Below are 15,038 nucleotides of genomic sequence, written 5' to 3'. Positions count from 1 at the left end.
CGGGCCACGCGCGAAAGCGCTGGTGTGCGCGCGTCAGGCCGCCGCGGCGGGCGGGATCGCCAGCGCCTTTGCGGCAAGGCCGGGGATCGACCCGGGAGGCTGGTCGAGCGCGATCGGGTGGAGCCGCCCGCTGCCGCTGGCGCTGGGGGTGCCGATCACGAAGCTGCGGCTGGTGGCGGGAAGGCCGATCCCTTCGAGCGTGAGGTGGACGAGCGGGATGAACAGCGGGTGGCGGCCCTGGGTGATCGGCGCGATCGCCGCGAGCGGAAGCTGGAGCGAGCCGGTGAGGCTGCGCGCCTGATGCGGGCCGAGCCGCGCGATCCGCGCCAGCTGCTGCGCCGCGCCGGGCGAGGCGCCGCTCGGCGCACCGGCGCGGGCGCAGGCGAGCTGGAGCGCGAGGGCAAGCTCGCGCGCCGCCACCGGGCTGCGGTTGGCAAGGGTGAGGCGATAATCGAGCGTGAACATCATCAGCGAGCGCGTGGCGCCGGTGACTTCGAGCCGGGTCTCGATCCGCGGCGCTTCGGCCGCGGCGCGCGCGGCGGCGGGGCGAGGCGCGGCGGGGGCGGGCAGGCGCAGCACGCGCGCGCGGCGGCGCCGCCACAGCCACCCGGCCAGCCCGCTGAGGCCAAGCGCCCCGGCCCCACCCGCGGCCCACGGCGCCCATGCGGGCAGCGACGGCGGGGCCAGCGCCGGGCCGGGCGCCGGGGCAGGGTCGGGCGCCGGCTCGCGGGCGGGCGGGATGGTGGCGGCGTCGGCGGGATTGGAAGCGGTGGGCCTCTCGCCGGGCACAGCCTCGCTGGCGGGCGCGGCGGGGCGGGTGGCAGTGGCAGCGGGTATTGCCGCGCGCGTCGGGGCAGGCGCAGCGGCAGGGGCAGTCGGCGAAGGGGCGGTGCGGGCCGCGGGAGCGGGGGCCGGCGCAGGTGTGGGCAAAGCCGTGGGCGCCGGGCTGGGCGCGGCGATCACCCGCGGCGGGATGGCGATGCCGGCCCGCTCGTCCGCCGGCCCGGCAGGTGCAGGGCTGGGGTTTTGGCTGGGGCTGGGGCTGGGCAAGGGCAGGCGGAAGCCCGTGGGCGGGGCCGCAGCGCTCAACGCGCCCGCTGCCAGTATCACCCCCAGCGTCCGTCTTGCGCGCCCGGAGCGGGGCATTGGCGCGGCGCAGGATCGGGGCGCGGCGCAGGATCGGGGCGCGGCGCAGGATCGGGGCGCGGCGCAGGATCGGGGCGGGGCGGGCAGGCGGCTGGTCATGGCGGCGGGCTCGGGCGGCACGGCTTTGATGGGTTGGGGGAGGATGGCGGTTCGCTCTGAACCGGGCCTGACCCATAGGCGCCTACGCCTTTCCAAGTCCAGCACGGCGCTTGCGCTTCGCCGGTGTTCGCGGCAACAGCGCGGCATGGATACCACACCCCCCGCCCCGCGCTTTCTTGGCCAGGCAACGCCGCTTCCCGCATCGCCCGCCGAGGCGGTGCTCGACTATGTCCCCAACCCGCGCCCCGGCCTTGTTTACCTGGTGCGCTTCGTCTCGCCCGAGTTTACCTCGCTCTGCCCGGTCACCGGCCAGCCCGATTTTGCCCATCTGGTGATCGACTATGTGCCGGGCGAGACCATCGTCGAGAGCAAGAGCCTCAAGCTCTTTCTCGGCTCCTTCCGCAACCACAGCGGCTTTCACGAGGATGTCACCGTGGGGATCGGGGTGCGCCTGTTCGAGGAGATGCGCCCACAATGGCTGCGCATCGGCGGATACTGGTATCCGCGCGGAGGCATTCCGATCGACGTGTTCTGGCAATCGGGCCCGCCGCCCCAAGGCCTGTGGCTCCCCGATCAGGGGGTGCCGGGCTATCGCGGCCGCGGCTAGGCCGGGGCCGCGCCCGGCTCTTTCTTGGCCGGTGCTCTGGCGCTGCTTTCGCGCTGCTTTGCGCGCGCTTTCGCGTTCGGCAAATGTTCCACGTGAAACATTGCTGCCACCGCAAGCGCCTCAGGCGCCCGGCGCGCTCAGATCAAGCTGGATGAAGCGCGGCGGCGACTTGTGCGCCTCGCGCCACTTGGCCAGCGGAAAGGCGCCGTGCCCCAGCGCCGCCAGCGGGATCCCGGCCTCGGCCAGGGCATAGGGCGAAATGCGGTGCCGGGTCATGAACCCGCCGCTGCCATCGCTGATGAGCGGGGTCTCGAACTTCAGCCCCTGGCTTGCCTCGGTGGCGTTGACCACCTTGCTCACCACCAGCTGGCCATGACCCAGATCGAGCACCACATCGGTGCCCACCGGCACCCCGGCAAGGCCGGTGATGCGCGCCCCGGTCTTGGACAGGTTGCGCAGGATCACCTCGTAATAGTGATCCTCGTGGATCAGCCCGATCTTCCTGAAGATCGAGATGCGTTCCGAACGGTGGCGCGGCGGGCCGCTGGGGCGGAACAGGCCGGCGCCCTCGGCAAAGCAGGCCAGCACCTCGTCCTGGGTCATGGGCCTGGAATAGATATAGCCTTGCACCAGATCGGCCCCGCGCTGGCGCACCAGCTCGAGCTCGTCCATCGCCTCGACCCCCTCGGCCACGGTCTCCATCCCCAGCGCCTTGGCCAGCGCCACGATCGCGGTGATGATCGCCGGGTTGGTATCGCCGTTCTCGGTGCAGCCGCGCACGAAGCTCTGGTCGATCTTGATCTTGTGGAAATGGCCGTGCTTGAGATAGCCCAATGAGGAATAGCCGGTGCCGAAATCATCGAGCGCGAGGCGCACGCCGAGCTTCTTGAGATCGCGGAAGATGGCATCGACCGTCTCTTGATCGCCGACGAACACGCTCTCGGTGATCTCGAGCTCGAGCCGCCCCGGCGGCAGGCCCGAGGCGGCGAGCGCCGCGGCCACCGCCTTGCGATAGCCCGGGCGCACGAACTGCTTGGCCGAGACATTGACCGCCACCTGGATATGCTCGGGCCAGGCCAGCGCATCGGTGCAAGCCTGCCGCAGCGCCGCCTCGCCGATCCGCAAGATGAGATCGTCGTTCTCGGCCACGGGGATGAACTGGGCCGGGCTGATGTCGCCCTCTTGCGCATCGTGCCAGCGCAGCAGCGCCTCGAAGCCCTTGACGAGGTTGGTTTCAGGATCGACCAGCGGCTGATAGACGAGCTTCAGCTCGCCATTGTCCACCGCGTCGCGCAGCCGCTCGCCGATCATCGCCGAGCGGGTGGCGGCATCGCGCAGCTCGCTGGTGAAGAAGCAGAAGGTGCCGCCGCGGGTTTCCTTGGCGCTGTAGAGCGCCATGTCGGCGGCGCGGGTCAGCTCGTCGGCCTCGAGCCCGTCATAGGGCGCGATCGCGATCCCCACCGAGGTGCCGATGATCGCCCGGCGGCCGTTGATCTGATAGGGCTGCGAGAGCGATTGCACGATGCGGTTGGCAAGCTCGCCCAAGCTGCCGCGATCATCCATGTCGGGCAGCAGCACCTGGAATTCATCACCGCCAAGGCGCCCGACCTCGCCCTGATCGCCGACGATCGCGGTGAGGCGCTGGGCCACCTGCTTGAGCAGCTCGTCGCCGGCAAGGTGCCCCATGGTGTCGTTGACCTGCTTGAAGCGATCGAGATCGAGCATCATCAACGCGCAGGAGCGCTGGCTCACCCGGAAGGCGGCGAGCATGGCGGAGAGCCGCTGACCCAGCTTGCGGCGGTTGGCAAGGCCGGTGAGCTCGTCCACCTGCGAGGCGCGCGCCACCTGCATCTCGTAGGCGAACTGCGCGGTGATATCGAGCGCGGTGCCGCGATAGCCGCAAAAGGCGCCGTCCTCGCCAAACAGCGGGCGGCCGCTGAGGCGCCACCAGCGCGTCGCGCCGCGGCCATCGGGCACGGCCACCACCTGATCCTCGAGCTTCGACTTTGCCTTGAGCTTGAAGCCGAGGCTGCGCTGCGCCGGGGTGCCGCCCTCGCTCTCGGCATCGAAGAACACCTGGGTGAGCGGGCGGCCGATCAGGCTGGCAGCGTCCTCGCCCAATTCCTCGAGCGCGCGGCGCGAGAGGAAGGAAAGATTGCCCTCGGCATCGGTTGCCCAGAACAGGCCGACGCCCAGCTCCTCGACCTCGCCGAGCACGGCCACCCGTTCCGGGCGCGCCGCCCCGGCGTCAGAACCGGCATCCCCCCGTGCCGATCGGCCCGCCTCGCGCCCGTTTTTGAGAAAGCCCAATGCCATGCCTCGTCCCTTGTCTGCGCTTTCGCGCGGACTGCGGACAGCGCCCGTGGCGCACACACGAACGCACCGCAGAACATCGCCGATAAGCCACGGCCGATTGAGAAAGGGTTACGCAGGAGCGGGCCGGCACAGGGGCGAGGGCGGGGCGGAACCGTTTACGGTTGCAGGCGTTGCAACCTGGCGCCGATCTTGCGGCATTTTCTTACCGCGCGATTGGCCCAAGTGAAATTATGCTGCAAGATTGCCCGGCGTCAGGGATCGCGCGCCGCCGCCATGTTGCGATTTTTTGGGGGAGCGAGCCATTCCTGATCCTGCTCTTCTTGCCGAGCCGCGGGCCATGCCCGGCCCGCCGATCCCCACCCGCGCCGCGTGGGAGGAGATGCGCGCTGCCGCACGTGCCGATCCCGGCGCCTTCCACGGCGCGATCGCGGCGCGCAACCTGCACTGGTTCGTTCCCCAATGCGGGGGCGCGGGCGCCTGGCTGGCGCGGGGCGCGGACGGGCGCTGGCACGGCTGGGATGCGGCAAGCGCCGCGCCCGTCAGCCCTGATCTGCCTGATGATTTCACCCCATGGCACACCGCCTTTGATGCCAGCGATCCGCCGCATTGGCGCTGGTTTGTGGGTGGGCGCACCAATGCCGCCTTCAGCGAGCTTGATCGCCACGTGCTTGCCGGGCACGGGGATGAGACCGCGCTGATCTTCGAGGGTGATCGCTGGGACATGTCCGCCGGCGGCGGCAAGGGCGCGCCGATCGATTGCTTTTCGATCAGCCGCAAGCGCTTGCTTCTCGAGGTGGCCAAATGCGCGGTCGCGCTGCAAGCGCTGGGGTTGAAGCCGGGCGATCGCATCGCGCTCAACATGCCCAGCATCGTGCCGCAGATCTACTGGACCGAGGCGGCCAAGCGCCTGGGCGTGGTCTATACCGCGGTGTTCGGCGGCTTTTCCGACAAGACGCTCTCGGATCGCATTGCCGATACCGGCGCGCGGGTGATCGTCACCTCGGATGGCAGCTATCGCAACGCCCAGCTGGCCCATTTCAAGAACGCCTATACCGATCCTGCGCTCGACAATTTCGTGCCGGTGGCGACCGCGCTCGAGATCATCGCCGGGCTGGATCTGGGGATCGCTGCGGCCGACCGGGCGCTCATCCTCGAGACGGTGGCAAGCGCGCTGGCGGGCGAGATCACGGTTGAACGCTCGGACGTGATGCGCGGGGTCGGCCGGGCGCTCATCCGGCTCGGCAACGAGGGGCGCATCACCAGCGCCGATGCCGCGCGGGTGCGGATCGCGATTGCCTCGAGCCTCGTCACCCTGCCGCCGCGGGTCGAGGCGGTGATCGTGGTGCGCCACACCAACCAGGCCGACATGATCTGGCGCGAGGAGCGCGACCGCTGGAGCCATGAACTCACCGAGGCGGCGCTCGCCACGGTGCTGCAAAAGGCGCGCACCGCGGGCTTTGCGGTGGAATCGGAAGCCGCGCTGATGGCGCTTGATGATGCCGATTTCGTGCGCGCGATCTGGGCCTCCTCGCGGCCGCTTCCGGTTGAGGCCGATTACCCGATGTTCTTCATCTACACCTCGGGTTCGACCGGCAAGCCCAAGGGCATCGTCCATGGCCATGCCTATGCCGCGGGGGTGGCCGAGACCATGCGGGCAAGCTTCGATGCCCGCCCCGGCGACACGCTGTTCGTGGTGGCCGATCCGGGCTGGATCACCGGGCAGAGCTATCTGATCTCGGCCCCGCTGATGACCCGGGTGACGAGCCTCGTTTCCGAAGGCTCGCCAGTGTTCCCCCACGCAGGCCGCTTTGCCTCGATGATCGAGCGGCACCGGGTGACGATCTTCAAGGCCGGGGTCACGTTCCTGAAATCGGTGATGGCCGATCCGGCCAATCTTGCCGAGCTTGCCCGCTATGACACCAGCTCCTTGCGGGTTGCGACCTTCTGCGCCGAGCCGGTCAGCCCCAGCGTTCAGGCCTTCGGGATGGCGCATGTCTGCCCGCGCTACATCAATTCCTACTGGGCCACCGAGCACGGCGGGATCGCCTGGACGCACATGTTCGGCAATGCCGATTTTCCGCTGCGCGCCGATGCCCATGCCTACCCGCTGCCCTGGATCATGGGTGAGGTGTGGGTGGAGGACGAGGCCGGCACCGGCGGGGCGGTGCCCTTTGCCCGCGAAGGCGCGGACGGGGCGGCCTGGCGCCGGGCCGAGCTGGGCGAGAAGGGCGAGGTCGTTATCACCGCGCCCTATCCCTATCTTGCCCGCACCATCTGGGGCGATATTGCCGGTTTCAAGGTCAAGGACGGCGCCCTCGATCCTGCCTGGCGCGGCGATGCGCGGCGCTGGGAGGAGGGCTATTGGCGGCGCTGGAAGGGCGCCTGGGCCTATACCCAGGGCGATTTTGCCATTGCCCATGCCGATGGCTCCTTCTCCTTCCACGGGCGCAGCGATGATGTGATCAATGTCTCGGGCCACCGCATGGGCACCGAGGAGATCGAGGGCGCGGTGCTGCGCGACAAGGCGCTCCATCCCGACAGCCCGGTGGGCAATGTGCTGGTGGTGGGCGCCCCCCACCGCGAGAAGGGGCTGACCCCGCTCGCCTTCGTGGTGCCGGCAGCCGGGCGGCGCCTGACGCGCGAGGACAAGCGCCGCCTTGCCGAACTGGTGCGCAGCGAGAAGGGTGCGGTGGCGGTGCCGGCCGATTTTCTCGAGGTTTCGGCCTTCCCCGAAACCCGCAGCGGCAAATACATGCGCCGGATGGTGCGCGCGCTGGTGGTGGGCGAGGACGTGGGCGATGTCACCACCCTTAAAAACCCCGAGGCGCTCGCGCAACTGCGCCGGGTGATCGGCGAATGGCAGCGCCGCCAGCGCCTGAGCGACGAGCAGGCGCTGTTTGATCGCCACCGCTATTTCCTGGTGCAATACAACCGCGTGGCACCGGGCAAGCGGGTGGCGACGGTGACGGTGACCAACCCGCCGGTCAACGCCCTGAACGAACGCGCGATCGACGAGCTGGTGCTGGTCACCGCCAATCTCGCGCGTGATGACAGCGTGGTGGCGGTGGTGTTCACCGGCGAGGGCACCAGCTCCTTCGTCGCCGGGGCCGATATCCGCCAGATGCTCGAGGAGATCCACACGCTCGAGGAAGCCATGGTGCTGCCCAACAACGCGCACCTTGCTTTCCGCACCATCGAGCAGATGGGCAAGCCCTGCATCGCTGCGGTGCAGGGGGTGGCGCTGGGGGGCGGCATGGAGTTTGCGCTGGCCTGCCACTATCGCGTCGCCGAGCCGACGGCGCGTTTCGGCCAGCCCGAAATCCGCCTGCGCCTGCTCCCCGGCTATGGCGGCACCCAGCGCCTGCCGCGCCTGCTCGCCGACCGGCGCGGGGATGAAGGCTTGCGCGATGCGCTCGATCTCATCCTCGGCGGGCGCAGCATCACCGCCGAGAAGGCCGCCGCGATCGGCCTGGTCGATGAACTGGTCGAAGGCGCGCGCGATGCCCTGTCGCAGGCGCACGCGGCGGTGCGCGCCTTTCTTGCCGAGGGCGCGCACAGCCCCTTGGGCCGCGCCTTTGCCGCGCGCCGCGAAGCGCTCGCCCGTTGGGAGGGCGCCGCCGCAGTCAGCCTCGATGCGGTGCTGGGGGACGCCTTTCTCCAGCGCATCATGCGGCAACTCGAATGGGCCGGCCGGGCACAGGCCGGGGGGCGCGCGCTCGAGGCGGTGCGGGTGGGGCTCGAGCAGGGCCTTTCTGTGGGCCTTGCGCGCGAGGCGGCGCTGTTTGCCGAGGCGATCGTCGATCCTGAAGGCGGCAAGACCGGCATCCGCCAATTTCTCGACAAGGTCGCCCCGCCGCTCCCCGTGCGGCGCGACGGGGTGTGGGACTATGCCGCGCACGCCGCACGCGCCCGCGCGCTCGAGGCTGCGGGCCAGCTGCTGCCGGTGGGCGCGCCCTTCTATCCCGGCGTCACGCCGATCCCGCCGTGGCAATATGCCTTCGGCATCGCCCGCGATCCCGATACCGGCCAGCCGCGCTTTGGCCCCCCGGCAAGCCACGAGCAGGAGTTGATCGTCCCCGTGCCCGAGCCGGGGCCGAACGAGGCGCTGCTCTACATGCTGACGAGCGAGGTCAACTTCAACGACATCTGGGCGCTCACCGGCATCCCGGTCTCGCCCTTCGATGCGCATGAGGAGGACGTGCAGATCACCGGATCGGGCGGGATCGCGCTGGTCGCCGCGCTCGGCAGCGAGGCCCGGGCCGAGGGGCGGATCAAGGTGGGCGATCTCGTCACCGTCTATTCGGGCACCAATGATCTGCTCTCCCCGATGGTCGGCAATGATCCGATGTATGCCGATTTTGCCATCCAGGGCTATGAGACCGAGACCGGCAGCCACGCCCAGTTCCTCACCGTGCAGGCGCCGCAAATGCACAAGGTGCCGCCCGATCTCACGCTCGAGGCGGCGGGAAGCTATGTGCTCAACCTCGGCACCATCGCGCGCTGCCTGTTCACCACCCTGCAGATTGCCCCTGGCCGCACCCTGTTTGTCGAAGGTGCGGCGACGGGGACGGGGCTTGATGCGCTGCGCTCGGCGGTACGCACCGGGCTGCAGGTGACCGGGCTGGTCTCCTCGCCCGAGCGTGCCCGCTTCATCACCGCCGAGCAGGGGGCCGTGGGCGCGATCAACCGCAAGGATCCGCGCCTTGCCGCACTGTTCACCCCCGTGCCCGAGGAGCCGGAGGATGCGCGCGCCTGGGAGGCGGCGGGCGCGGTGCTGGTGGAGGAATACCGGCGCCTCAACGGCGGGCGGCTGGCCGATTACGTCGTCAGCCATGCCGGGGAGACGGCCTTTCCCCGCTCGTTCCAGCTGCTCGCCGAGGGCGGCACGCTCGCCTTCTATGGCGCCTCCTCGGGCTATCATTTCAGCTTCATGGGCAAGCCCGGCACGGCAAGCCCTGAAGAAATGCTCCGCCGCGCGGCCTTGCGCGGGGGTGAGGCGGTGCTGATCTTCTACGGGCCGGGCTCATCAGAGCTGCTCGACGAGACGGGCCTCGAAATGATCGAGGCGGCCCGGCGCTTCAACGCCAGGAGCGTGATCGCCACCACCACCGATGGCCAGCGCGAGTTCCTGCAATCGCTGGGGCTGGACGAGGCGATCGCCGGGATCGTCAGCCTCGAGACGATCAAGCGGCGCGAGGGCGAGAATTTCCACTGGCCCCGCACCATGCCGCGCCTGCCCGATGCCAAGGCCGATATCGAGGTGTTCAAGGCGGCGGTGCGCGACTATCAGGATCGGGTGATGAAGCCCTTCGGCAATGCCGTGGGGCGCATCCTGCGTTCGCCCGACAATCCGCGCGGCAGCCCCGATCTCATCATCGAGCGCGCCGGCCAGGATACGCTCGGCATCTCCACCGCGCTGGTCAAGCCCTTCACCGGGCGGGTGGTCTATGCCGAGGATCTCTCGGGCTGCCGCTTCACCTTCTACGCCCCCCAGGTGTGGACCCGCCAGCGGCGCATCTACATGCCCAGCGCCAACATCTTCGGCACCCACCTGTGCAACGCCTATGAGGTGGCGCGGATGAACGACATGATCGCCGCCGGGCTGCTCGAGGTGAGCCCGCCCGAGGTGGTGCCGTGGGCGGGCCTGCCCGAGGCGCACCAGGCGATGTGGGAGAACCGCCACGCTGGCGCCACCTACGTGGTCAACCACGCCCTGCCCGAACTCGGGCTGATGAGCCGCGAGGCCCTGCTCGAGGCCTGGGCAGCGCGTGAGGCCGCAGCCGAGGCGGCGGCTGAGGCGCACGGAGAGACGGGCGCCAATGCCGGGGATGGCCCGGCCTTGTCTGCAAGTCTCGGGGAACCGGAAGGCTGAGCCATGCGTTGGCCAATTTGAAACGTTTGTGCCTCTCCTCCCCAGGGTCGTGAACGAAAGCTGCAGCGAAGCCGGGCTTCGCGGCAATAATCAGTGAGGAGAGAGCTGATGGCCAAATCCAAAGCCGCCGCCGCGCCTGCCCTCAAGAGCGCGCTTTCCGGGCGCCTTGCCGGCAAGATCGCGCTGGTCACCGGGGCGGCGGGCAATATCGGTGGGCATATCTGCGCGCACTACCTTGCCGAAGGCGCCAGCGTGGTGATGACGGGCCGCACGCCCAAGCGCACCGCGGCCGCGGCCGAGGCCCTGCGCGCCCGCACCGGCGCCGATCCCGCGCGCATCGCCACGGTCACGCTCGACGGGGGTGACATTGCCTCGGTGCGCGCCGCGATCGCCGAGGTGGTGGGGCAGTTCGGGCGGATCGACATCCTCGTCAACAATGCCGGGAGCGCCGGGCCGAAGCAGCCGATCGAGAACCTGCCGCTTTCTCCCGAGGAGCTGGCCGCGCTCCAGAACCTCGGGAGCAACGACAGCGAGACGGTGGGCCAGGCGCTGCGCAACATCTTTGCCGTGGCCTGGAACCTCGCCCGCGCCGCCGCCCCGCACATGCCCGAGGGCGGCTCGATCATCAATGTCTCGACCATCTTCAGCCGCACGCCCTATTATGCGCGCGCGGCCTATGTCGTGCCCAAGGCGGCGCTGAATGCCTGGAGCCGCGAACTCAGCCTCGAGCTTGGCCCCAGGGGCATCCGCGTCAACCTCGTCTATCCCGGCCCGATCGAGAGCGAGCGCATCCGCAGCGTCTTTGCCGCGATGGACAAGGCCCGCGGCGATGCGCCGGGCACCACCGCGGACCAGTTCTTCGAGATGATGAGCCTCGCGCGCGCCACTCTCGGCAATCCCAGGGCCAAGTGCTTCCCCCTGCCCGAGGACGTCGCCGCCACCTGCGTCTTTCTCGGTTCCGACGAGAGCGCGGCCTATAATGGCCATGATTTCGAGGTCACCCACGGGATGAGCGTGAGGAAGGAGCAGCGCTCCACTTACCTCTCGCGCCCGACCATGCGTTCGATGGACGGCACCGGGCTGGCGGTGCTGATCGCCGCGGGGGAGGACTGGGAAGAAGCGCTCGAGATCGCGCAGGTGCAGCTTGGCTGCGGGGCCGAGGTGGTGCTCGGTCTGCCGCGCGCCGCCGATGTCGCGATCGCGGAAAAGCGGGTCAAGGCGCTCGGCCTGTCTGACAAGCTCTCGATCATCCGCTTCAACCGCAAGGAGCCGGCGGCGATGGAAGCCGCGCTCGAGGATTACACCAGGGCCGGCACCCCGATCAGCGGGGCGCTGTTCCTCCCCGCGCTCGGGGCGGGCGAAGTTTCAGGCGCGCTCACCGCGGCCGATGATGCCATGGTCGAGGCGCTGATGGATGCCGAACTCGCCGGCAACCTTGCCCTCGCACGCACCATGAGCCGCTACTGGAAGCGCCACGACAACCTGCTGCAGCCGCCGCGCTTCGTCTTCGTCAGCCACAAGGATGATGGCAAGGGCAATGTCTATGGCCACATCCTGCGCGCCGCGACCGAGCAGTTGATCCGCATCTGGCGCGATGAAAGCGCGATCGACACCGCCCATGGCCGCCGCCGCCAGGCCGAATGGGGCAACCAGATCGTGCGCTTCACCAATGCCGAGGCCGAGAACATCCGCTTCACCGCGGGCCATGCCGCGCGCATCCTGTTGAAGGAAAGCAAGCTGGGCGAGATCACGCTCTATGTCCCGGCCAATATCGGCGAGGCGACCGGCGCCCGGAAGGCCATGCCCGGCTTTTCCGAGAACATCACCGGGCTGCACCTTGGCAAGGTGGCGCTGATCACCGGCGGTTCGGCCGGGATCGGCGGGCAGGTGGCGCGGCTGCTGGCGCTCGCCGGGGCCAAGGTCATGATGGTCGCCCGGCGCGAGAGCGAGCTCGCCGTGGCGCGCGCGCGGATCGTCTCGGAGCTTGAGGATATCGGCTTTGCCGGGGTCGAGCGCCGGGTGCAGACGCTCGCCAATGTCGATGTCAGCAATTTCGAGAGCCTCAAGGGCGCCTTCGATGCCACGCTCAAGGCCTTCGGGCGGATCGACTATCTCATCAACAATGCCGGGGTGGCCGGGGCCGAGGACATGGTGGTGGACATGAGCCTTGAGGCCTGGAACCACACGCTCGATGCCAATCTCGTCTCCAACTATGTCCTCATGCACCACGCGGTGCCGCTGATGAAGGCGCAAGGTGCAGGCTATGTGCTCAATGTCTCGTCCTATTTCGGGGGCGAGAAATATCTCGCGGTCGCCTATCCCAACCGCGCGGACTATGCTGTGTCCAAGGCCGGGCAGCGCGCGATGGTGGAATCGATGGCCCGCTATCTCGGCCCCGAGGTGCAGTTCAACGCCATCGCCCCCGGCCCGGTCGATGGCGACCGGCTATCGGGCACCGGGGGCAAGCCCGGCCTGTTCGCGCGGCGCGGCAAGCTCATCCTTGAAAACAAGCGTTTGAATGCGGTTCATGCCGCCGCGATCAAGGCGATCCGTCGCGGGGTCAGGGTCGAGGCGGTACTGGCGCGGCTGGCGCGCAACGACACCGTGAAGATGAGCCACGATACCAACAATCCGCACGAGCTGCGCGAACTGGCGCTCGCCTGCGCGCGCGAGGGCGATGGCACCTGCACCTGGGACAAGTATCTGCTCACCCCCGCGATCGCCGCGGCGCTGGTGCGAAGGCTGCGCCAGGGCGGCTATTTCCTCGATGCGCCCGAATGGGCCGCGCGCCCCGTGTCGCAAGACGGCAACTGGCTGCTGCGCCTGCCGCCCGATGATGCGCCCTTTCTGCCGGCCGATCGCATCGCTGCCGAGGCCAAGAAGGTGGGCACGGGCGTGCTCTCCAAGCTCTATCTCGGCAAGATGCCGACCGAGCACGATGTCGCCCAGGCCACAGTGTTCTTCCTGGCCGACCGGGCGGTGAGCGGCGAGACCTTCATGCCCTCGGGCGGGCTTTCGGTCGAGCGCTCGACCACCGAGCGCGAGCTGTTCGGCAGCCCCAAGCAGGAGCGGCTCGACCAGATGCGCGGGCGCACGGTGTGGCTCATCGGCGAGCATCTGGCTGATTACCTCGCCGAGACCGCGCGCGCCCTGATCGAGGATTGCCACGTCGCCCGGGTGGTGCTGATCACCCGCAGCGCCGAAGGCTTCGCGGCGATCCGCGATCAGCTCGAGGAGAAGGTGGCCGAGGCGCTCACCTCGCTGGTGGCAGCGCAGGATATCGAGGCGGCGATGGACGAGGCGCTGATGAGGTGGGGCCGGCCGACCACGATCCTTTCCACCCCCTTCACGCCGCTGCCCGGCAAGCTGTTCGAAAGCAATGATCCGCTCAGCCCCGAGGCGTTCCGCGCGGTGGTGGCCGACAATCTCACCCACCATTTCCGCATCAGCCGGCGCGCCTCGCTCTATGATGATTGTCAGCTGGTGCTCACCAGCCCCGATGTGCCGATGGGTGATCGCTCCCCGGCCTTTGCGCTGGCCAATTTCATCAAGACCACGCTCCACGCCTTTACCGCCACCCTCGCGGTGGAGAACGAGCGGCTGGTGCATGATGTGCCGGTCAACCAGATCAACCTCACCCGCCGGGTGCAATCGGAAGAACCGCGCGACCTTGACGAGCATCTCGAGGAGGTGCGCCGCTTTGCCCGCGCGGTGCTGCTACTCGGCGCGCCGCTGCCCGATGCGGAGGATTCGCGCTATCGGGCGCGGATCTATCGCGGCATGTCGATGACGGTGTGAGCCGCCGGGCGGGGGCATGGCCGACTATCTGCCCTTTGAAAAGCCGATCGCGGCGCTCGAGCAGCGCGCGCGCGAACTGGCCGCCCAGCCCGGCGCCGGGGCCGAGGAGGCAGCGATGCTGGCCGCGCGGGCCGAGGCCCTGCGCGCCGATACCTATGCCCGGCTTTCGCCCTGGCAGCGCACGCTGGTTGCCCGCCACCCGCAGCGCCCGCGCTTTGAACACCTGGTGGCCGGGCTGTTCAGCGATTTCCTGCCGATCGCAGGCGACCGGCTGTTCGGCGAGGATCAGGCGATCAGCGGCGGCCTTGCCCGGTTCGAGGGGCGCCGGGTGATGGTGATCGGCCATGTCAAGGGCGAGGACACGCCCGGGCGCCTGAAGCACAATTTCGGCATGGCCCGGCCCGAGGGCTATCGCAAGGCGATCCGGCTGATGGACCTTGCCGACCGCTTCGGCCTGCCGGTGATCACGCTGGTCGATACGCCCGGGGCCTTTCCCGGCGTCGATGCCGAGGCGCGCGGCCAGGCCGAGGCCATCGCCCGCGTGACCGAGGCCTGCCTTGCGCTTCGCGTGCCGCTGGTGGCGGTGATCGTGGGCGAGGGCGGATCGGGCGGGGCGGTGGCGCTCGCCGCGGCCAACCGGGTGCTGATGTGCGAGCACGCAGTCTATTCGGTGATCAGCCCGGAAGGCTGCGCCTCAATCCTGTGGCGCAGCGCCGCGCGCGCGCCCGAGGCGGCCGAGGCGATGCGCCTGACCGCGGCCGATCTCCTGCGGCTGGGGGTGATCCACCGCATCGTCTATGAGCCGACCGGCGGGGCGCACCGCGATCCCGAAGCGATGGTGCGGCGGCTTGCCCTGGCGCTTGGCGCCGAACTCGATGCGCTCGGCGCGATGTCGCCCGAGGCGCTGCGGGCCGAGCGCGAGGCCTTTTTCCTGCGGCTGGGTTGAAGGGGGGGGAAGGGGCGTCATGCCCTGCGCTTGCGCTCGGGCGTTTTCACGGAAAACCATCCCCCGGATGGTTTTCTGTGGTCTCCCTTCGCTTGCGCTCGGGAGTTTTGACCGAAAACCATCCCCCGGATGGTTTTCTGTGGTCAAAACTGGTGCCGGCTGCAGGAATCGAACCCGCGACCTGATGATTACAAATCAACTGCTCTACCAACTGAGCTAAGCCGGCACTCGGCCATTCCTGGCGCGCCTTAGGC

6 protein-coding genes and 1 tRNA gene are annotated in these 15,038 nt (G+C 69.2%); 4 read left to right on the top strand and 3 right to left on the bottom strand.

Translation table 11 applies throughout. From position 1 onward, the window contains the following. Positions 1-33 precede the first annotated feature (33 nt). Positions 34-1,089: a hypothetical protein gene (locus G524_RS16975; RefSeq protein WP_169447830.1), complete on the bottom strand. Its 1,056-nt coding sequence runs from the start codon at positions 1,087-1,089 to the stop codon at positions 34-36. 301 nt (positions 1,090-1,390) lie between these two features. Between G524_RS16975 and queF the strand changes: the two genes are divergently transcribed. After that, positions 1,391-1,852, top strand: coding sequence for a preQ(1) synthase (queF, locus tag G524_RS0105800; RefSeq protein ID WP_027442868.1), 462 nt, complete (start codon positions 1,391-1,393; stop codon positions 1,850-1,852). A gap of 120 nt (positions 1,853-1,972) precedes the next feature. Here the strand turns inward: queF and G524_RS0105795 are convergent, their stop codons facing one another. Continuing rightward, complete coding sequence (locus G524_RS0105795) at positions 1,973-4,168, bottom strand: putative bifunctional diguanylate cyclase/phosphodiesterase (protein WP_027442867.1); 2,196 nt, start codon at positions 4,166-4,168, stop codon at positions 1,973-1,975. Positions 4,169-4,505: 337 nt separating this feature from the next. Here G524_RS0105795 and G524_RS15100 point away from each other — a divergent pair, with 337 nt between their 5' ends. From G524_RS15100 to G524_RS0105780, 3 genes are all read left to right on the top strand, one after another. Beyond that, a complete protein-coding gene (locus tag G524_RS15100) occupies positions 4,506-10,040 on the top strand; it encodes an AMP-binding protein (RefSeq protein WP_169447832.1) in 5,535 nt (1,844 codons plus the stop codon). Between the two features lie 108 nt (positions 10,041-10,148). Beyond that, on the top strand, positions 10,149-13,838 hold the full coding sequence (locus tag G524_RS0105785) for an SDR family NAD(P)-dependent oxidoreductase (protein ID WP_027442866.1): 3,690 nt from the start codon (positions 10,149-10,151) through the stop codon (positions 13,836-13,838). A 16-nt stretch (positions 13,839-13,854) separates the two neighbouring features. Then, positions 13,855-14,784 carry an acetyl-CoA carboxylase carboxyltransferase subunit alpha gene (locus G524_RS0105780; protein ID WP_027442865.1) on the top strand — a complete coding sequence of 310 codons (930 nt, stop codon included), beginning with the start codon at positions 13,855-13,857 and terminating at the stop codon, positions 14,782-14,784. Between the two features lie 150 nt (positions 14,785-14,934). On the opposite strand, the gene G524_RS0105775 is transcribed toward G524_RS0105780, so the two are convergent. Further along, positions 14,935-15,010: transfer RNA gene (locus tag G524_RS0105775), tRNA-Thr, on the bottom strand. Between the last annotated feature and the right edge of the window lie 28 nt (positions 15,011-15,038).

This window comes from Erythrobacter cryptus DSM 12079, assembly GCF_000422985.1.
Lineage (GTDB): Bacteria > Pseudomonadota > Alphaproteobacteria > Sphingomonadales > Sphingomonadaceae > Erythrobacter > Erythrobacter cryptus.
This window is presented reverse-complemented; position numbering and strand designations above follow the sequence as displayed.

Bases quoted from the DNA above. Each gene is read 5' to 3' on its own strand.
- G524_RS15100 (WP_169447832.1), top strand. From the start codon at position 4,506: ATGCCCGGCCCGCCGATCCCCACCCGCGCCGCGTGGGAGGAGATGCGC.
- G524_RS0105785 (WP_027442866.1), top strand. From the start codon at position 10,149: ATGGCCAAATCCAAAGCCGCCGCCGCGCCTGCCCTCAAGAGCGCGCTT.
- G524_RS0105780 (WP_027442865.1), top strand. From the start codon at position 13,855: ATGGCCGACTATCTGCCCTTTGAAAAGCCGATCGCGGCGCTCGAGCAG.
- G524_RS0105795 (WP_027442867.1), bottom strand. From the start codon at position 4,168: ATGGCATTGGGCTTTCTCAAAAACGGGCGCGAGGCGGGCCGATCGGCA.
- queF (WP_027442868.1), top strand. From the start codon at position 1,391: ATGGATACCACACCCCCCGCCCCGCGCTTTCTTGGCCAGGCAACGCCG.